The organism is Salmonella sp. SA14318 (assembly GCF_029866905.1).
GTDB lineage: Bacteria > Pseudomonadota > Gammaproteobacteria > Enterobacterales > Enterobacteriaceae > Salmonella > Salmonella enterica.
In genome coordinates this window covers 3,279,829-3,297,185 of record NZ_CP123282.1, presented here as the reverse complement: position 1 = coordinate 3,297,185, position 17,357 = coordinate 3,279,829, and the positions used below count along the sequence as shown (strand labels likewise).

The window sequence follows — 17,357 nt, the reverse complement described above, 5'->3', positions numbered from 1 at the left end:
CACTGCTCGTGCAATTGCAATGGGTGCAATTATTAAGGAGTTGTTATGATCCACGCCTTTATTAAAAAAGGGTGTTTTCAGGACTCTGTCAGCTTAATGATTATTTCTCGAAAGCTGAGTGAGTCCGAAAATGTTGATGATGTATCGGTAATGATGGGAACGCCTGCGAATAAGTCGCTGCTGGAAACTACCGGTTTCTGGCATGACGATTTTCATGGCGCTACGCCCAATGACATTTGCGTGGCGATTCGTACCGAAGCGGTAGATGACGGCATTACGCAGGTGATTGTGCAACAGCTCGAAGAAGCATTGCAGCAGTTGGCGCAAGGGAGCAGCGGCAGCCAGTCGTTAATCCAGGTCAGACGCTGGGAAAGCGCCTGTCAGAAACTGCCAGAGGCGAATCTGGCGCTGGTATCGGTGGCCGGCGAATATGCGGCGGAACTGGCAGATCAGGCGCTGGATCGTTCGTTGAACGTGATGATCTTCTCCGATAATGTCACGCTGGACGATGAAATCAGACTAAAACGCCGGGCGCGTGATAAAGGATTGCTGGTCATGGGGCCGGATTGCGGCACCGCTATGATCGCCAATACGCCGCTGGCTTTCGCTAACGTCATGCCAGAGGGCAACATCGGGGTGATTGGCGCTTCCGGCACCGGTATTCAGGAGCTCTGTTCACAGATTGCGCTGGCGGGGGAAGGGATTACCCATGCTATCGGGCTTGGCGGACGCGATTTGAGCGCCGAGGTCGGTGGGATCAGCGCGCTAACGGCACTGGACATACTCAGCGCGGATGAAAAGAGCCAGGTGCTGGCCTTTGTCTCCAAACCGCCTGCCGATGCGGTTCGTCAGCATATTATCGCGGCGATGAAAGCCACCGGGAAACCCGTTGTAGCGCTGTTCTTAGGGTTTTCCTCCCCCGTTGCGCGTGAGGAAAACGTCTGGTTTGCCTCGACGCTGGATGAAGCCGCCCGACTGGCATGTTTATTGTCTCGCGTGACGTCGCAGCGTAAAGAAATGGTTTCAACAGGCGGCGTGATTCGTGGTCTCTATACCGGCGGAACGCTGGCGGCGGAAGCGGCGGGGCTGCTGGCTGGCTATCTGGGCGTCGCGGCGGATACGGAACATCACCATGGCATGATGCTTGACGCTGACGGCCACCAGATTATCGATCTGGGCGATGACTTTTATACCGTTGGGCGACCACATCCGATGATTGACCCGGCGTTACGTAATCAGCTTATCGCCGGGCTTGGCGCACAGCCGCAGGTACGCGTGTTATTAGTGGACGTCGTTATTGGTTTTGGCGCGACTGCCGATCCCGCCGCATCGCTGATTCAGGCCTGGCAGAAGGCATGTGCCGCACGCGCCAGCGACCAGCCGCTGTTCGCCATCGCAACCGTCACCGGAACGGAACGCGATCCTCAGTGCCGCTCGCAACAAATCGCCGCGCTCGAAGATGCCGGCATCACGGTAGTGGATTCTCTTCCCGAAGCCACTCTGTTGGCCGCGGAACTGATTCGACCAACCCTCTCTTCAACTCATCCATCAGCTCCCCGGTTACTGGAAGCGGTAGCGGTGATTAATGCCGGGTTACGTAGCTTCGCGCTGGATTTACAGGCTGCCGGTATGCCCGTGGTGCACTACCAGTGGGCGCCTGTCGCTGGCGGTAATAAAAAACTGGCTCGTCTGTTAGAACGTTTGCAATAAGGGGTTCCCATGTTTACATCAGTGGCGCAAGCCAACGCTGCAGTCATCGAACAAATTCGTCGCGCACGTCCGCACTGGCTGGATGTGAAGCCAGCTTCTTCATTAATTAGCGTGCTCAATCAGGGGAAAACGCTTCTTCATGCCGGGCCGCCGATGCGCTGGCAAGAGATGACCGGCCCGATGAAAGGCGCCTGTATCGGCGCATGCCTGTTTGAAGGATGGGCCAAAGATGAAATGAGCGCGCTCGCGCTGTTAGAGCAGGGAAAGGTCAACTTTATTCCCTGCCATCACGTTAACGCCGTGGGGCCGATGGGCGGTATCACGTCAGCCAGTATGCCGATGCTGGTCGTGGAAAATATCACCGACGGCAATCGCGCGTACTGCAATCTCAACGAAGGGATCGGCAAAGTGATGCGTTTCGGCGCCTATGGCGAGGATGTTCAGCAACGTTTACGCTGGATGCGTGATGTGCTGATGCCGGTATTAAGCGCGGCGCTGGGACGTCTGGAGCGGGGGCTCGACCTGACCGCAATGATGGCGCAGGGCATTACGATGGGAGATGAATTCCACCAGCGCAATATCGCCTCTTCCGCATTGCTGATGCGCACGTTGGCGCCGCATATCGCCCGTCTGGAACACGATAAGCAGCAGATAGCGGAAGTGATGGATTTTCTGAGCGTCACCGATCAATTCTTCCTTAATCTGGCGATGGCCTACTGTAAAGCCGCCATGGACGCAGGCGCGCAGATTCGCGCCGGCAGTATTGTGACGGCGATGACCCGTAATGGCGATATGTTTGGTATTCGGGTTAGCGGTCTGGGCGACCGTTGGTTCACCGCGCCTGTTAATACGCCACAGGGGCTATTTTTTACCGGTTTTTCGCAGGATCAGGCCAACCCGGACATGGGCGACAGCGCCATTACTGAAACGTTTGGTATTGGCGGCGCTGCAATGATTGCCGCGCCTGGCGTAACGCGTTTTGTCGGTGCCGGGGGAATGGAAGCGGCGAAATCTGTTTCTGAAGAGATGGCTGAAATTTATCTCGAACGCAACATGCAGCTACAAATCCCCGGCTGGGATTTTCAGGGGGCCTGTCTGGGACTGGATATCCGCCGCGTGGTCGAGACCGGAATTACGCCGCTGATTAACACGGGTATCGCGCATAAAGAGGCGGGGATTGGCCAGATTGGCGCGGGAACCGTCCGTGCGCCGCTGGCCTGTTTCGAGCAGGCGCTGGAAGCGCTGGCGGAAAGCATGGGCGTAAGTTAAGAGAGCGTCTCATGAAACGTATCCATCCTCTTATGGCAAGCCGACAATCGGCGGATTATCGGCAACCCTGGCAGATGTCAGGGGTATGGCGTCGCTCTATTAATTTTGTGGCGAAAAGCGGTGAGTTATTAACACTTCACCGTCGGGGGAGCGGCTTCAGTCCGGGAGGGTGGATACTGCGCGGCGGCGATTTTGACGCATTGCGCGATGTGCTCACCGATGGCGAAAAACCGCAGTCAACCGCTGCCGGTATTCAGATTGGCGAGTTTCTTTTATGTGAGCCGGAGAGGCGCTGTTCGCTGCGGGTTCCGCGCTATCTTGCGTCGCCGCGTCTTAACGCGACGTACATGCAGCGTAGTGAGGAGACGGGACTGTTTGGGCCGTTAACCGTCGCCGCAGCTCAGCCTCTATGTCCGGAACTTCGCCAGTTTTGTCACTGCTTTCAGTCGGCGCTTGCAGGTGCTGCGACTGACTGGCGGCTATGGTTGGGTAAAGGGCCGGGCTTAACGCCCAGTCATGACGACACGCTGACGGGAATGTTGCTGGCGGCCTGGTATTTTGGCGCCATAGATGAACGCGCCGGGCGTAATTTTTTTGCCCAATCCGGCAGCCTTGATCGGGCGACGACGCTCGTGAGTGTCAGTTATTTACGCTATGCGGCTATGGGTTATTTCGCGTCGCCTTTACTCCACTTTATTCATGCGCTGCGACGAGATGCTCGCACAGAAACGGCGATTGACGGACTGCTGGCGCTGGGGCACACCTCGGGCGCGGATACGCTGCTGGGGTTCTGGCTTGGACAACAAATAGTAAAAGGATAGGGAATGAAAACGTTGGTAGTTGCTCTTGGCGGCAACGCATTATTGCAGCGCGGAGAAGCGCTAACGGCAGAGAATCAATATCGCAATATTGCCGACGCAGTGCCTGCGCTGGCGCGACTTGCCCGCTCGTATCGGCTGGCGATAGTACATGGCAACGGCCCCCAGGTCGGACTGTTGGCTTTACAGAACCTTGCCTGGAAAGCCGTTGAGCCTTATCCGCTGGATGTGCTGGTGGCGGAAAGTCAGGGCATGATCGGCTATATGCTGGCGCAGCGTCTGGCGCTTGAACCCGATATGCCGCCGGTGACTACAGTATTAACGCGAATAAAGGTATCGGCGGACGATCCTGCTTTTCTTGAACCGGAAAAGTTTATTGGTCCCGTTTATTCGCCAGAAGAGCAAATGGCGCTGGAAGCGACTTATGGTTGGCGTATGAAACGTGATGGAAAATATCTGCGCCGTGTCGTCGCTTCCCCGGCGCCGCGTCAGATTATCGAAAGCGCCGCTATTGAGTTATTGCTAAAAGAGGGCCATGTGGTGATTTGCAGCGGCGGTGGCGGGGTACCTGTTGCCGGCGAGGGCGAAGGGGTCGAGGCGGTGATAGATAAAGACCTGGCGGCGGCATTGCTGGCGGAGCAGATAGCGGCCGATGGTCTGATCATTTTGACGGATGCGGATGCGGTGTATGAACATTGGGGAACGCCACAGCAGCGCGCTATTCGTCAGGCTTCGCCCGATGAGCTGGCGCCGTTTGCCAAAGCCGATGGCGCGATGGGGCCGAAGGTGACCGCAGTAAGCGGGTATGTGAAGCGGTGCGGAAAGCCGGCATGGATTGGCGCATTATCGCGTATTGACGATACCCTGGCGGGCAGAGCGGGAACCTGCATCTGTCTGTGATCGCGACGGGCGGCGACAGAGAATGCGCCGCCCACGCTGTTTATTTAAGCTTACTTTGCGCCCAGATAATGCCGCTGGCGTATTCGCCCGGCAGGAGCGGAGAGAGCGCTTCCAGGGTGGCGCTAAGACGTGACGTATCGCTGTCGGTCAGATTCAGATGGCCGACTTTTCGCCCCGGACGTACCGCTTTATCATACCAGTGCAGATGTACCAGCGGCAGCTTCAACCAGTCGTAATTCAGCTCGCTGCCGATCAGGTTGATCATCACCGACGGGGCGTTAATCACCGGCGCGGGCAACGGCAGGCCGGTAATCGCGCGCAAATGCAATTCAAACTGACTGATGCTGGCGCCATTTTGCGTCCAGTGTCCGCTGTTATGCACGCGCGGCGCCAGTTCATTGATTAACAGGCCTTCCGGCGTGATAAAACATTCCATCGCCATTACGCCGACGTAGTTCAACGCCTGCATAATTGCTGACAGCATCGATTCCGCCTGCGCCTGCTGTTCGGCGTTCGCCTGTGGGAACGCGACGCTGGTCCGCAAGATGCCGTCCTGATGCAAATTGTGCGTTAGCGGGTAAAACACGGTACTGCCGTCATGAGCGCGCGCGCCGACTAACGACACTTCGCCGGAAAAATGGATACCGCGCTCAACAATACATTCGCCATAGCAGTCATCCGGCAGTTGCCCGGTTTCGTCCGCGCGTAGACGCCACTGCCCGCGACCGTCGTAGCCGCCAACGCGACGCTTAATAATTGCCAGTTCGCCCAGGCGGTCAAAGATGCCGGACCACTCGTCGGCGCTGGTCAGCAGTTGCCACGGCGCGGTCGCGAGTCCCAGCTTATCGAAAAGCTGTTTTTGTGTCAGACGGTCGGCGATGATCGGAAATACATCACGATTGACGAAGGCCGGGTGGCGCGCCAGCTCGCGGGTAAGCGCGGTTTCCGGCCAGCGCTCAATCTCTGCGGTAATGACGCTCTGCTGTACCGGCACGGCGGTAGGCTCTGCATCCAGGCCAACCGGCCAGACGGCGATACCCAGCGGTTCGCCCGCCTGGCGCAGCATTCGGCCCAGTTGTCCGTTGCCGAGAACGCAAACTTGCTTCATAGCGTCCCCCGCGGATCGGGATTTTCCAGAACTTCATCGGTTTGCGCTTTGCGCCAGTCAGCGATGCGCTGATGCAGTTCCGCGTCGTGTTGCGCCAGAATCTGCGCGGCGAGCAGGGCGGCGTTAGCGGCACCGGCTTTACCGATCGCCAGCGTACCCACCGGAATGCCGCGCGGCATCTGCACGATGGAGTAGAGGCTATCCACGCCGCTTAGCGCAGCGCTTTGTACCGGCACGCCGAGTACCGGGACCAGCGTTTTTGCCGCAATCATTCCCGGCAGGTGCGCCGCGCCGCCCGCGCCGGCAATAATCACTTGATATCCGTTCTCTTCCGCCGTTTCGGCGAAGCTGAACAGTTTATCGGGGGTGCGATGGGCGGAAACCACTTCTACATGGTGCGGGACATCCAGAATTTCAAAAATTTCGGCGGCGAATTGCATGGTAGCCCAGTCGCTTTTGGACCCCATCACGATGGCGACACGCGCCGGATTATTGCGGGAAGACATGCGTCTTAAAACTCCTGTGGTGCGGGACACGCTGCTTTTGAGGTGTCAAAGAATAGCATGATAATCAGGCAAGGAAAACGGTTGCGTGTACGCCGTAACGGACGATTCGACGAACATTTACAGGGGGAAGGCGATTAACTCAACGTTGTCCGGCGTGACTTTTACCATTGAACCTTCATGATGCCATGCGCCTAACACCACGCGGAATGCGGGCTGGTCGTTGACGGAAAGTTCATGCACTGCCGGGCGGTGGGTGTGACCGTGAACCAGCCACTGTACGCGGTGTTTTTCCATTTCGGCGACGACGGTCTGCGCATTGACGTCCATAATATCCAGCGATTTGCTGCTGTTGGCGGCTTTACTGCCGGCGCGCATTCTGGCGGCGATACGGCGGCGGATAAACAGCGGCAGGGTAAGGAACAGTCGTTGCACCCACGGATTATGGACTTTGGCGCGAAACGCCTGATATCCGGCATCATCGGTACAGAGCGTATCGCCGTGCATAATCAACACATGGCGGCCATACAGGTCGAGCACTTTTTCCTGCGGCAGTAGCGTCATGCCGCTTTCGCGGGCAAAGCGTTTGCCAATCAGGAAATCACGGTTACCGTGAATAAAGAAACAGGGGACGCCGGAATCAACCAGCGATTTAATGGCAACGGCCATTTCACGATGTAGCGGGTTGGGGTCGTCGTCGCCAATCCAGGCCTCGAAGAGATCGCCAAGAATATACAGCGCGTCGGCCTGACGGGCTTCTACGGCTAAAAAACGCAGAAAACCGGCGACGATCGCCGGTTCTTCCGTTTGCAGATGCAAGTCTGCAATAAACAGTGTCGCCACGATTACTCGCTGACGGTCACGTTTTCAATGATGACGTCTTCTTTTGGTACGTCCTGGTGCATACCGCTACGGCCAGTGGCGACGCCTTTGATTTTATCTACCACGTCCATACCTTCTACGACTTCCGCAAAGACGCAGTAGCCCCAGCCCTGCAGACTTTCGCCGGAGAAGTTCAGGAAGTCGTTGTCTGCCACGTTGATGAAGAATTGCGCGGTAGCCGAATGTGGTGCCTGAGTACGCGCCATCGCCAGCGTACCACGGGTATTTTTCAGACCATTGTTGGCTTCGTTTTTGATCGCCTCTTTGGTGGCTTTCTGTTTCATGCCCGGCTCAAAGCCGCCGCCCTGAATCATAAAACCGTTAATCACACGGTGGAAAATGGTGTTGTTGTAAAAACCTTCGCGGCAGTAGTCCAGGAAGTTTTTAACTGTTTCAGGCGCTTTATCATCAAAGGTTTTGATTACGATATCGCCGTGATTAGTGTGGAAAGTAACCATTTTTGCATCCTGTTCCAAGAGAGTGGTGCTTTAGCCCGCAATGGGGCACATATAGGGGCTTGTTATAGCATAACCGTAAGCTGCGATCACCTTGCAAAGTGTGCTGCTTCGATTACGAATAATATGTATCATACGGAGATTATTACCCACACACGTCTATACGGAATCTTCGATGTTAAAAATTTTTAATACACTGACGCGCCAAAAAGAGGAATTCAAACCCATTCATGCCGGGGAAGTCGGCATGTACGTGTGTGGTATCACCGTTTACGATCTCTGCCACATTGGCCACGGACGCACGTTTGTCGCTTTTGACGTTGTCGCGCGCTATTTGCGTTTTCTCGGTTATAAGCTGAAGTATGTGCGTAACATTACCGATATCGACGATAAAATTATTAAACGCGCCAATGAAAATGGCGAAAGTTTTGTCGCGCTGGTCGACAGAATGATTGCGGAAATGCATCAGGACTTCGACGCGCTGAATATTCTGCGTCCGGACAGCGAGCCGCGTGCGACGCACCATATTCAGGAAATTATCGAGCTCACCCGCACCTTAATCGAGAAAGGGCACGCCTATGTGGCGGATAACGGCGATGTGATGTTCGATGTACCGACCGATCCGACTTATGGGCAGCTTTCCCGTCAGGATCTTGAGCAGCTTCAGGCGGGCGCGCGCGTAGATGTCGTTGACGTGAAGCGTAACCCGATGGACTTCGTGCTGTGGAAAATGTCGAAAGAGGGCGAGCCGAGCTGGCCGTCGCCGTGGGGCGAAGGGCGTCCGGGCTGGCACATTGAATGTTCGGCGATGAACTGCAAGCAGTTGGGCAACCATTTTGATATTCACGGCGGCGGTTCCGATCTGATGTTCCCGCACCATGAAAACGAGATTGCCCAGTCTACCTGCGCGCATGACGGCGAATACGTCAACTACTGGATGCACTCCGGTATGGTGATGGTGGATCGCGAGAAGATGTCCAAATCGCTGGGCAACTTCTTTACCGTGCGCGACGTGCTGAAATACTACGATGCGGAAACCGTGCGCTACTTCCTGATGTCCGGGCATTACCGTAGCCAACTGAACTACAGCGAAGAGAACCTCAAGCAGGCGCGCGCCTCGCTGGAGCGGCTATACACTGCATTGCGTGGAACGGATAAATCAGCGGCCCCGGCGGGCGGCGAGGCGTTTGAAGCGCGTTTCGTGGAGGCGATGAATGACGATTTCAATACGCCGGAAGCCTACTCCGTCCTGTTTGATATGGCGCGTGAAGTCAACCGTCTGAAGGGCGAAGATATGACCGCCGCGAATGCGATGGCGTCTCATCTGCGGAAGATTTCCGGCGTGCTGGGACTGCTGGAGCAGGAGCCGGATGTTTTCCTGCAAAGCGGCGCGCAGGCGGATGACGGTGAAGTTGCGGAAATTGAAGCCTTGATTCAACAGCGTCTGGATGCCCGTAAAGCGAAAGACTGGGCGGCGGCGGACGCGGCGCGCGATCGTCTCGCTGAAATGGGTATTATTCTGGAAGATGGCCCGCAGGGCACCACCTGGCGGCGTAAGTAAGCGCTTTTACAGGCCGCTCTATTTGCATAGAACGGCCTGTTTTTTATTTTTTCGCACCGGGCGAAAGATAAACACACACCGACTCCCCCAGATTCTGATGTTCACACCCGGGTATTGCCCGGCTGTAATGGGCAATAAAGCGGATGACGCTGTCGCCGCTGTTTAGCCCCACATTTCCTTTTCGCAGCAATTCTGCTGGCTGATCGTCGGTGAAAACGTTAGGGGTGAACAGTTTTGCGCCTAATCGTTCAAAAGTGCCAGCACTAACGATAGAGGGTTGATAACCCTGAAGCTGCAACCAGCGGCGGGCATCATTACGTGACCAAACCTGCGCATCGTTTGCTCGCGCAAATACTTCGAGAAGCCAGCCATTCGAATTCTGATAAGGGCCGGAAAAAGGCCACGCAATCAGGTTATAGCGGGGACTGTGGAAGAGATTGAGTTTGATAGCGCTATGTAAGAGCGTTTGTAATGCCGTCGCGATATCTGAACGCGGGCGCAAAACGGCAATGCTCTGATTCACCAGGTCATCAGCCAGAAACTCATACAGACCTTGTATATAGAGCGCTGATTCAGCGGTTCCGCAAGTATTCAGATTATGGTAAACCCGCCAGTCTCCGTTTGGCTGGCGCATGGCATAGCCAGCATGTGACCAGGTTAAATGTCGGCTCGACATATCTTGCCCCTGGCGAACCAGAATGACGACCGGATCGGGTTGACTGTTAAGCTGTTGTTTGAGCTGTAGCGCCTGATCCATTGTCGCTGCGATGTTCTCCGGCGTGTTTGCTTTTTGGTGACAGTTAGCACTGTCTGCATAAGCGTTGAGCGAGATTGCGCTGAGCCACAGGGCAAACGCGAATCGCTTCATTTGGCCGGTACCGTCTGGTTGCTGGAAAGTCCTGCGTCGTCCTGATTTACCATATGGGCAAGGACTTTGCCCTCTTTTTTCAAATAAGCGCCGGTGCCTTCCTGCGTTTTTTCCAGAGTGACTTTATCACCTGCTTTGAGGTTGCCTTCTTTGACGACATTTAGCGGAACTTGCATTTTAATGTCTTTGTTATCGGGGGACTTAGTGGTTAACAGCGCGGTTTTTTGCTTTTTATTTTCGACAACAGATCCAATGCTCAGGTTGAGCGGCAGCAGTACGGGGGAGAGTATAATTCCGCTAACCAGTGCGGAACTGCCCACGCTGACAACCGCAGACGATGCCGCATACCAGCCAGTGGCAGACATTTCTTCGCTATAGCTGGCGTGGGAAAATGAGAAACAGATGACCGCGGCGGCGAATGTCATTTTATTCATATTGATTCCTTTTAATATGCGTTTTAAGTACCCATAGAAATAACACTAAAATACTTCCCGGCAACCACACCCACAGCAATTCTGAGAGAATGACCTGGTGTCCATACGGCGTGATGTAGCTTGAAAGCGCAAACGGCGCGACTTTAATCACCTGCCAGGGTGCAAAGAAACGTTCATCCGACCACGGCCACAGCCATCCGACGCCTTTACCACCCGTGGTTATCGAATCCAGCAGGCTGTGCGACAACAATGAAACGGTTAAAAACAGCCAGCAGCGCACCTGCCCCGCTCGAAACCATCGTCGTCCCGCGAGTACGCACAACAGGGGGAGGACGAATGCGAAAAGTAAAGAGTGGGTAAATCCGCGATGGCCAAATACGTTGCCGTAGGCGACGCCAAATTTAAAGGCCAGCACGTCGGCATCGGGGAGCATCGCCAGCACAACACCGGCAAACAGCAGGCGAGGAGGGATAACTTTCAGGCCTAAGCCTGCGCCAAAACACAGGGGAACGGCGGTGTGGGTGATAACGGTAGGCATAGCGATGGTTCACAGGGAAATAGCCATGCTAGCAGTTGGAACGCAGAGGATTAAGTGGATGATTATCTGAAAAGACAGCGTAATCAGGCCGGATAAGACGCTTTGCGTCGCTATCCGGCACTTGTATCAGGCCACGACGTTCACACTTTGGCCTTCAAAGCTAACGGTTTGCCCGGCGACAATCTTGCAGCGTTTACGCGTTTCAACCGCGCCATCAACCTTCACCAACCCGTCGGCAATGGCGATTTTCGCCTGCGCGCCGCTTTCGCTCCAGCCTTCCAGCTTGAGCAGATCGCACAGCTCGACGTGCGGGTGCTTGCCTAAAGAGAATGTCGCCATGTTATTTTCCTTGTGGATCGTGATATTCAATGCACGCCTGCAGCGTGTTTTCGATAAGCGTGGCGACCGTCATAGGGCCGACGCCGCCCGGTACTGGCGTGATGTATGACGCGCGCGCCGCGGCTTCGTCAAACACGACGTCGCCAACGACCTTGCCATTTTCCAGACGGTTAATACCGACATCAATCACAATTGCGCCTTCTTTAATCCATTCGCCGGGAATAAAGCCCGGTTTACCTACGGCGACAATGAGCAAATCAGCATGCTCGACATGGTGACGCAGATCTTTGGTAAAGCGGTGCGTAACGGTAGTCGTACAGCCAGCCAGCAGCAGCTCCATGCTCATTGGGCGTCCAACGATATTGGACGCGCCAATGACCACCGCATTCAGGCCGTAGGTATCAATATTGTAACGCTCAAGCAGGGTCACAATACCGCGGGGCGTACAGGGACGCAGGCGCGGCGCACGCTGGCACAGACGACCGACGTTATAAGGATGAAAACCGTCTACGTCTTTATCTGGCGCGATACGCTCCAGCACTTTAACGTTGTCGATACCTGCCGGTAAAGGCAACTGCACCAGAATACCGTCGATCGTGTTATCTGCATTCAGAGTATCGATAAGCGCCAGCAGTTCGGCTTCGCTGGTGGTTTCTGGCAGGTCATAGGAGCGGGAGACGAATCCCACTTCGTCGCACGCTTTACGTTTGCTTGCGACATAAATCTGTGAGGCCGGATTGCTGCCGACCAACACCACAGCCAGGCCGGGAGCGCGAAGCCCTGCTGCGACGCGTGCCTGAACTTTTTGAGCAACCTCAGATCGCACCTGCTGCGCAATCGTTTTACCGTCAATAATCTTTGCTGCCATCAGAGAGAAGATTCCATCTGTTACTTCAAGTCAAAGGGGATGACGCTATTTTGTCAGAAGCGGGCCTCGCTGTCAGTTAACGTTTGTGTTTCCGATGCAAACGCGACGTCTCCCCCGTCCGTTGCCGATACTGAGACGTGACCAGTAAGCGCGCCATGATTAACCAAAAAGAAACAATTCATCACCCTGGCTATGGTTACCGTAATCCCTCGTCGTTAATAGCGTCGGGCGGCATAATGCGACATTTTATACAAAATAAGATTAGACCCTTCTTATATCCCAATAAGAATTAGCTTAGGTCATTAAAAGAGTTTGCGGCTATTTTTTATTTAGCGAAATGTTTAATTTATTACCGTGACGAAATGTCATATTCGCAAAGATTAATTACTGCGTCTGATACTCAGGGGAGAAACAGAAAACTAATTAATCTGCGATATCTATCTTTACAGGATGCAGAGATAACTTTTCTGACATGCTATGTCGATAATAATTCAAACGGAGCCGACAGGATGCCGAAACCGGGTGTGTGTAATTCAAGGGAAATCCATGAAACATAAATTAATGACCTCTACTATTGCGAGTCTGATGTTTGTCGCTGGCGCAGCGGTTGCGGCTGATCCTACTCCGGTGAGCGTGAGTGGCGGTACTATTCATTTCGAAGGTAAACTGGTTAATGCAGCCTGTGCCGTTAGCACTAAATCCGCCGATCAAACGGTGACGCTGGGTCAATACCGTACCGCCAGCTTTACGGCGATTGGTAATACGACTGCGCAGGTGCCTTTCTCCATCGTCCTGAATGACTGCGATCCGAAAGTGGCGGCCACCGCTGCCGTGGCTTTCTCTGGTCAGGCAGATAACACAAACCCTAATTTGCTGGCTGTCTCCTCTGCGGACAATAGCACTACCGCAACCGGCGTCGGGATTGAGATTCTTGATAATACCTCTTCACCGTTGAAGCCGGACGGCGCGACCTTCTCGGCGAAGCAGGCGCTGGTTGAAGGCACCAATACGCTGCGTTTTACCGCACGCTATAAGGCAACCGCCGCCGCCACGACGCCAGGCCAGGCTAATGCCGACGCCACCTTTATCATGAAATACGAATAATCCCGTCTGGGAATGCCAGGGAAGGGAGGCGCCTCAACGGAAGAGGCTATCGGGGATAAAAGAGAACACAGCAGATGATAAGGAAAGGCGCGGCGCTAGCGGGGCTTGTTTTGATGTCGCCCGTTATTGCGCAGCCGGTAATGGTGGAGAGCGGGCGTATTCACCTGCGCGGACAACTGGTCAATGGCGGCTGCGCTGTCGCCACAGAAAGCCAGGATTTGCGCGTACTGATGGGACAGTACCGCACGAATGCGTTTACCGGTCCTGGCAGCTTCGCTCCCGTCAGCGTTCCATTTTCGTTACGGTTAATCTCCTGTAGCGCGGAGGTCTGGCGTCATGTCGGCATTGCGTTTGCCGGCGTTACGCCTGCGGAAGATCCCCATGTTTTTCTGGCCAGCGGCGAGGGTATCGGTAATGCCGGAATCGGCCTGGCATTATTTGATGACCAGCAGCGGCAAATCATACCTAACACGTTACCGCTTCATTACACGCCCATTTTAACGTCAGAAATGACTTTGCATTTTACTGCCCGCTATCGGGCAATTTCAGAAAATATGACGCCGGGACGAATTCATTCAGAAGTGTGGTTTACGCTGGTTTACCCATGAATTTTCTTGCCGACGTGACTCAATGCAAAAGGTATTTTTTACCATGCTGAATAGTATAAAATTAGGCTTTATTGTTCTTCTCACGTTATTTACTTCGCTGAACGTACAGGCGGCGGGGGGGATTGCATTAGGCGCCACGCGCGTTATTTATCCCTCGGCGGCGAAACAGACTTCTCTGGCAATCAGTAATAGCGATACTCAAGAACGTTACCTCGTCAATTCATGGATCGAAAATAGCGCCGGGCAGAAAGAAAAAACGTTTATCGTTACGCCGCCTTTATTCGTCAGCGAACCCAAAAGCGAAAACACGCTGCGTATTATCTACGCCGGGCAACCGCTACCCGGGGATCGGGAGTCGTTATTCTGGATGAACGTGAAAGCCATCCCGTCGGTCGATAAAAGTCATATTGAAGGAAAAAACGTTCTGCAACTGGCGATTCTGTCGCGCATCAAACTGTTCGTGCGTCCGGCGAATTTGCCACAGACGCCGGAAGACGCGCCGACCTTGCTGAAATTTTCCCGTGTCGGCAACCATCTCAAGATAACCAACCCATCTGCTTATTACCTCACGCTGGTCAATATCAGCGTGGGCGCGAAAAAGATTGATAACGTGATGATCGCGCCAAAAAGCGACATGCAAATTCCCTTACCGACTGGCGCGCAGGGCAGCGTGACATTTCAGACCGTCAATGATTACGGCGCATTGACGTCGGCGACAACGGCCAGTCTCGGTTAAGCAGAGAGCGTGAAGCCACACGAGAACACGATGAAGAAGACAACCTGGTTTGCAGGGCGATTTCCCGGCTATGTATCACCGTTAAACGGCGTGGCGCTGTCGGTGCTGGCGGCGCTGTGTCCGCTGACGAGCCGCGGCGAAAGTTATTTCAACCCTGCGTTTTTGTCGGCGGATACCGCGTCCGTGGCGGATTTATCTCGCTTTGAAAAAGGTAATCATCAGCCGCCCGGTATTTACCGGGTGGATATCTGGCGTAACGACGAATTCGTAGCGACGCAGGATATTCGTTTTGAGGCGGGCGCCGTGGGTGCCGGCGATAAATCCGGCGGCCTGATGCCTTGTTTTACACCGGAGTGGATTAAACGGCTGGGCGTGAATACCGCGGCGTTCCCTGTCTCAGATAAAGGCGTCGATACCACGTGTATTCACCTTCCTGAGAAAATCCCGGGCGCGGAGGTCGCGTTTGATTTCGCGTCGATGCGCTTAAATATTAGCTTGCCGCAGGCGTCATTGCTCAACAGCGCGCGTGGCTATATCCCGCCGGAAGAGTGGGATGAAGGGATACCCGCCGCACTCATTAATTACAGTTTTACCGGTAGCCGTGGAACAGACAGCGATAGCTATTTTTTGAGTCTGCTGAGCGGGTTGAACTATGGCCCCTGGCGGCTGCGTAATAACGGAGCCTGGAACTATTCGAAAGGGGACGGCTATCATTCGCAACGCTGGAACAACATTGGCACCTGGGTACAGCGCGCCATCATTCCGCTAAAAAGCGAACTGGTCATGGGGGACAGCAATACCGGGAACGATGTTTTCGACAGCGTCGGCTTTCGCGGAGCGCGGCTGTACTCTTCTGACAATATGTATCCCGATAGCCTGCAGGGCTACGCCCCCACGGTCAGAGGGATCGCCCGGACGGCGGCAAAGCTGACGATACGACAGAACGGGTATGTTATCTACCAAAGCTATGTGTCGCCGGGCGCGTTTGCGATTACCGATCTTAATCCTACCTCTTCCAGCGGCGACCTTGAGGTGACGGTAGATGAAAAAGACGGTAGCCAACAACGTTACACGGTGCCTTACTCTACCGTTCCGCTATTGCAGCGTGAGGGCAGGGTGAAGTATGACCTGGTGGCCGGGGATTTTCGCAGCGGCAATAGTCAGCAGTCTTCGCCATTCTTTTTCCAGGGAACGGTGATTGCCGGCCTGCCTGCGGGGCTGACGGCTTACGGCGGTACGCAACTTGCCGATCGTTACCGTGCCGTGGTGGTCGGGGCGGGGCGAAATTTGGGCGACTGGGGTGCCGTGTCGGTTGATGTCACACATGCGCGTAGCCAACTGGCAGATGACAGCACCCATCAGGGGCAATCGTTGCGTTTTCTGTACGCCAAATCGCTGAATAATTACGGGACTAATTTTCAATTGCTGGGTTACCGCTATTCCACGCGCGGATTTTACACCCTGGATGATGTGGCATATCGCAGTATGGAAGGGTACGACTACGAATACGATAGCGACGGACGCCGCCATAAAGTGCCGGTGGCGCAGAGCTACCACAATCTCCGCTACAGCAAAAAAGGCCGCTTTCAGGTCAATATTTCGCAAAACCTGGGGGATTACGGGTCACTGTATCTTTCCGGCAGTCAACAAAATTACTGGAATACGCCGGATACCAATACCTGGTATCAACTGGGATACGCCAGTGGATGGCAAGGCATAAGTTATTCGCTGTCATGGTCGTGGAACGAGTCGGTGGGGATCTCAGGCGCCGACCGCATTCTGGCATTCAATATGTCCGTTCCGTTTAGCGTTCTGACCGGACGGCGCTATGCGCGCGACACTATTCTTGATCGTACTTATGCCACGTTTAACGCCAACCGCAACCGCGACGGCGACAATAGCTGGCAGACCGGCGTGGGCGGCACGCTTCTGGAAGGACGTAATCTGAGCTACAGCGTGACGCAGGGTCGTAGCAGTACCAATGGTTATAGCGGCAGCGCCAGCGCTAGCTGGCAGGCGACGTATGGCACGCTGGGCGTGGGATATAACTACGATCGCGATCAGCATGACTATAACTGGCAACTTTCCGGCGGCGTGGTCGGTCATGCGGATGGTATTACGTTTAGCCAACCGTTGGGCGATACCAATGTCTTGATTAAAGCGCCGGGAGCGAAAGGCGTGCGCATCGAAAACCAGACCGGCGTGAAAACGGACTGGCGGGGTTATGCGGTAATGCCCTACGCCACGGTATATCGCTATAACCGCGTCGCGTTAGATACCAACACGATGGACAACCATACCGATGTCGAAAATAACGTCAGCAGCGTAGTGCCGACAGAGGGCGCGCTGGTGCGGGCTGCTTTTGATACGCGGATAGGCGTAAGGGCAATCATTACCGCGAGGCTTGGCGGACGTCCGTTACCGTTTGGCGCGATAGTACGAGAAACCGCCAGCGGCATTACCAGTATGGTCGGCGATGACGGGCAAATTTATCTGAGCGGCTTGCCGCTAAAAGGTGAACTGTTCATCCAGTGGGGAGAGGGGAAAAACGCGCGTTGTATCGCCCCTTACGCCCTGGCGGAGGATAGCCTGAAGCAGGCGATTACGATAGCCAGCGCGACCTGTATCCGTCCGGCGTCATAAAAGGAAAAATAGA

18 protein-coding genes are annotated in these 17,357 nt (G+C 54.7%); 9 read left to right on the top strand and 9 right to left on the bottom strand.

The window, feature by feature from the left end; all coding sequences use genetic code 11:
- Positions 1-45: 45 nt before the first annotated feature.
- Genes QEN32_RS15885 through QEN32_RS15870 form a run of 4 tightly spaced genes read left to right on the top strand, consistent with a single transcriptional unit; the run spans position 46 to position 4,697 of the window.
- Complete coding sequence (locus tag QEN32_RS15885) at positions 46-1,710, top strand: acyl-CoA synthetase FdrA (protein ID WP_265321888.1); 1,665 nt, start codon at positions 46-48, stop codon at positions 1,708-1,710.
- Between the two features lie 9 nt (positions 1,711-1,719).
- Entirely contained in the window at positions 1,720-2,979 is a 1,260-nt protein-coding gene (locus QEN32_RS15880) for a DUF1116 domain-containing protein (RefSeq protein ID WP_000495330.1), read from the top strand.
- Between the two features lie 11 nt (positions 2,980-2,990).
- Entirely contained in the window at positions 2,991-3,800 is an 810-nt protein-coding gene (locus QEN32_RS15875) for a DUF2877 domain-containing protein (protein WP_000821191.1), read from the top strand.
- Positions 3,801-3,803: 3 nt separating this feature from the next.
- The gene (locus QEN32_RS15870) at positions 3,804-4,697 is read left to right on the top strand and encodes a carbamate kinase (protein ID WP_000855345.1); all 894 of its coding nucleotides are present in this window, start codon (positions 3,804-3,806) and stop codon (positions 4,695-4,697) included.
- Between the two features lie 40 nt (positions 4,698-4,737).
- On the opposite strand, the gene purK is transcribed toward QEN32_RS15870, so the two are convergent.
- From purK to ppiB, 4 genes are all read right to left on the bottom strand, one after another.
- A complete protein-coding gene (gene purK, locus QEN32_RS15865) occupies positions 4,738-5,805 on the bottom strand; it encodes a 5-(carboxyamino)imidazole ribonucleotide synthase (protein ID WP_000815599.1) in 1,068 nt (355 codons plus the stop codon).
- Complete coding sequence (purE, locus tag QEN32_RS15860) at positions 5,802-6,311, bottom strand: 5-(carboxyamino)imidazole ribonucleotide mutase (protein ID WP_000098736.1); 510 nt, start codon at positions 6,309-6,311, stop codon at positions 5,802-5,804. The genes purK and purE overlap by 4 nt, the downstream gene beginning before the upstream one ends.
- Positions 6,312-6,428: 117 nt before the next feature.
- Positions 6,429-7,151 carry a UDP-2,3-diacylglucosamine diphosphatase gene (gene lpxH / locus QEN32_RS15855; RefSeq protein ID WP_265321889.1) on the bottom strand — a complete coding sequence of 241 codons (723 nt, stop codon included), beginning with the start codon at positions 7,149-7,151 and terminating at the stop codon, positions 6,429-6,431.
- A 2-nt stretch (positions 7,152-7,153) separates the two neighbouring features.
- Positions 7,154-7,648: a peptidylprolyl isomerase B gene (gene ppiB / locus QEN32_RS15850; RefSeq protein ID WP_000255991.1), complete on the bottom strand. Its 495-nt coding sequence runs from the start codon at positions 7,646-7,648 to the stop codon at positions 7,154-7,156.
- Positions 7,649-7,820: 172 nt separating this feature from the next.
- On the opposite strand from ppiB, the gene cysS reads away from it, so the two are divergent.
- Positions 7,821-9,206 carry a cysteine--tRNA ligase gene (cysS, locus tag QEN32_RS15845; RefSeq protein ID WP_000912376.1) on the top strand — a complete coding sequence of 462 codons (1,386 nt, stop codon included), beginning with the start codon at positions 7,821-7,823 and terminating at the stop codon, positions 9,204-9,206.
- A 43-nt stretch (positions 9,207-9,249) separates the two neighbouring features.
- Here cysS and QEN32_RS15840 read toward each other — a convergent pair whose 3' ends face one another.
- The 5 genes from QEN32_RS15840 to folD all read right to left on the bottom strand — a co-directional run bounded on the left by QEN32_RS15840 (position 9,250) and on the right by folD (position 12,253).
- Complete coding sequence (locus QEN32_RS15840) at positions 9,250-10,074, bottom strand: DUF2145 domain-containing protein (protein ID WP_020839510.1); 825 nt, start codon at positions 10,072-10,074, stop codon at positions 9,250-9,252.
- Positions 10,071-10,508: an STM0539 family protein gene (locus QEN32_RS15835; protein WP_001038574.1), complete on the bottom strand. Its 438-nt coding sequence runs from the start codon at positions 10,506-10,508 to the stop codon at positions 10,071-10,073. Before QEN32_RS15835 ends, QEN32_RS15840 begins: the two co-directional genes overlap by 4 nt.
- Positions 10,501-11,046, bottom strand: coding sequence for a metal-dependent hydrolase (locus QEN32_RS15830; protein WP_086812069.1), 546 nt, complete (start codon positions 11,044-11,046; stop codon positions 10,501-10,503). Before QEN32_RS15830 ends, QEN32_RS15835 begins: the two co-directional genes overlap by 8 nt.
- Before the next feature lie 126 nt (positions 11,047-11,172).
- Positions 11,173-11,385 carry a ribosome-associated protein YbcJ gene (gene ybcJ / locus QEN32_RS15825; RefSeq protein ID WP_000190278.1) on the bottom strand — a complete coding sequence of 71 codons (213 nt, stop codon included), beginning with the start codon at positions 11,383-11,385 and terminating at the stop codon, positions 11,173-11,175.
- Between the two features lies 1 nt (position 11,386).
- Positions 11,387-12,253, bottom strand: a complete 867-nt coding sequence (folD, locus tag QEN32_RS15820; RefSeq protein ID WP_000729165.1) for a bifunctional methylenetetrahydrofolate dehydrogenase/methenyltetrahydrofolate cyclohydrolase FolD — start codon at positions 12,251-12,253, stop codon at positions 11,387-11,389.
- Between the two features lie 546 nt (positions 12,254-12,799).
- On the opposite strand from folD, the gene fimA reads away from it, so the two are divergent.
- The 4 genes from fimA (at position 12,800) to QEN32_RS15800 (ending at position 17,344) form a co-directional block, all read left to right on the top strand.
- Complete coding sequence (gene fimA / locus QEN32_RS15815; protein WP_000681032.1) at positions 12,800-13,357, top strand: type 1 fimbrial protein subunit FimA; 558 nt, start codon at positions 12,800-12,802, stop codon at positions 13,355-13,357.
- Positions 13,358-13,431: 74 nt separating this feature from the next.
- Positions 13,432-13,965, top strand: coding sequence for a type 1 fimbrial protein subunit FimI (gene fimI / locus QEN32_RS15810; RefSeq protein ID WP_000619602.1), 534 nt, complete (start codon positions 13,432-13,434; stop codon positions 13,963-13,965).
- 43 nt (positions 13,966-14,008) lie between these two features.
- A complete protein-coding gene (gene fimC / locus QEN32_RS15805) occupies positions 14,009-14,701 on the top strand; it encodes a type 1 fimbria chaperone FimC (RefSeq protein WP_001519112.1) in 693 nt (230 codons plus the stop codon).
- Positions 14,702-14,731: 30 nt separating this feature from the next.
- Positions 14,732-17,344: a fimbrial biogenesis usher protein gene (locus QEN32_RS15800; protein WP_242105271.1), complete on the top strand. Its 2,613-nt coding sequence runs from the start codon at positions 14,732-14,734 to the stop codon at positions 17,342-17,344.
- Positions 17,345-17,357: the final 13 nt, after the last annotated feature.

Excerpts from the sequence above, each read along its gene's own strand:
- QEN32_RS15885 (WP_265321888.1), top strand. The coding sequence starts at position 46 with ATGATCCACGCCTTTATTAAAAAAGGGTGTTTTCAGGACTCTGTCAGC.
- QEN32_RS15880 (WP_000495330.1), top strand. The coding sequence starts at position 1,720 with ATGTTTACATCAGTGGCGCAAGCCAACGCTGCAGTCATCGAACAAATT.
- QEN32_RS15875 (WP_000821191.1), top strand. The coding sequence starts at position 2,991 with ATGAAACGTATCCATCCTCTTATGGCAAGCCGACAATCGGCGGATTAT.
- QEN32_RS15870 (WP_000855345.1), top strand. The coding sequence starts at position 3,804 with ATGAAAACGTTGGTAGTTGCTCTTGGCGGCAACGCATTATTGCAGCGC.
- purK (WP_000815599.1), bottom strand. The coding sequence starts at position 5,805 with ATGAAGCAAGTTTGCGTTCTCGGCAACGGACAACTGGGCCGAATGCTG.
- purE (WP_000098736.1), bottom strand. The coding sequence starts at position 6,311 with ATGTCTTCCCGCAATAATCCGGCGCGTGTCGCCATCGTGATGGGGTCC.
- ppiB (WP_000255991.1), bottom strand. The coding sequence starts at position 7,648 with ATGGTTACTTTCCACACTAATCACGGCGATATCGTAATCAAAACCTTT.
- cysS (WP_000912376.1), top strand. The coding sequence starts at position 7,821 with ATGTTAAAAATTTTTAATACACTGACGCGCCAAAAAGAGGAATTCAAA.
- QEN32_RS15840 (WP_020839510.1), bottom strand. The coding sequence starts at position 10,074 with ATGAAGCGATTCGCGTTTGCCCTGTGGCTCAGCGCAATCTCGCTCAAC.
- QEN32_RS15835 (WP_001038574.1), bottom strand. The coding sequence starts at position 10,508 with ATGAATAAAATGACATTCGCCGCCGCGGTCATCTGTTTCTCATTTTCC.
- QEN32_RS15830 (WP_086812069.1), bottom strand. The coding sequence starts at position 11,046 with ATGCCTACCGTTATCACCCACACCGCCGTTCCCCTGTGTTTTGGCGCA.
- ybcJ (WP_000190278.1), bottom strand. The coding sequence starts at position 11,385 with ATGGCGACATTCTCTTTAGGCAAGCACCCGCACGTCGAGCTGTGCGAT.
- folD (WP_000729165.1), bottom strand. The coding sequence starts at position 12,253 with ATGGCAGCAAAGATTATTGACGGTAAAACGATTGCGCAGCAGGTGCGA.
- fimA (WP_000681032.1), top strand. The coding sequence starts at position 12,800 with ATGAAACATAAATTAATGACCTCTACTATTGCGAGTCTGATGTTTGTC.
- fimI (WP_000619602.1), top strand. The coding sequence starts at position 13,432 with ATGATAAGGAAAGGCGCGGCGCTAGCGGGGCTTGTTTTGATGTCGCCC.
- fimC (WP_001519112.1), top strand. The coding sequence starts at position 14,009 with ATGCTGAATAGTATAAAATTAGGCTTTATTGTTCTTCTCACGTTATTT.
- QEN32_RS15800 (WP_242105271.1), top strand. The coding sequence starts at position 14,732 with ATGAAGAAGACAACCTGGTTTGCAGGGCGATTTCCCGGCTATGTATCA.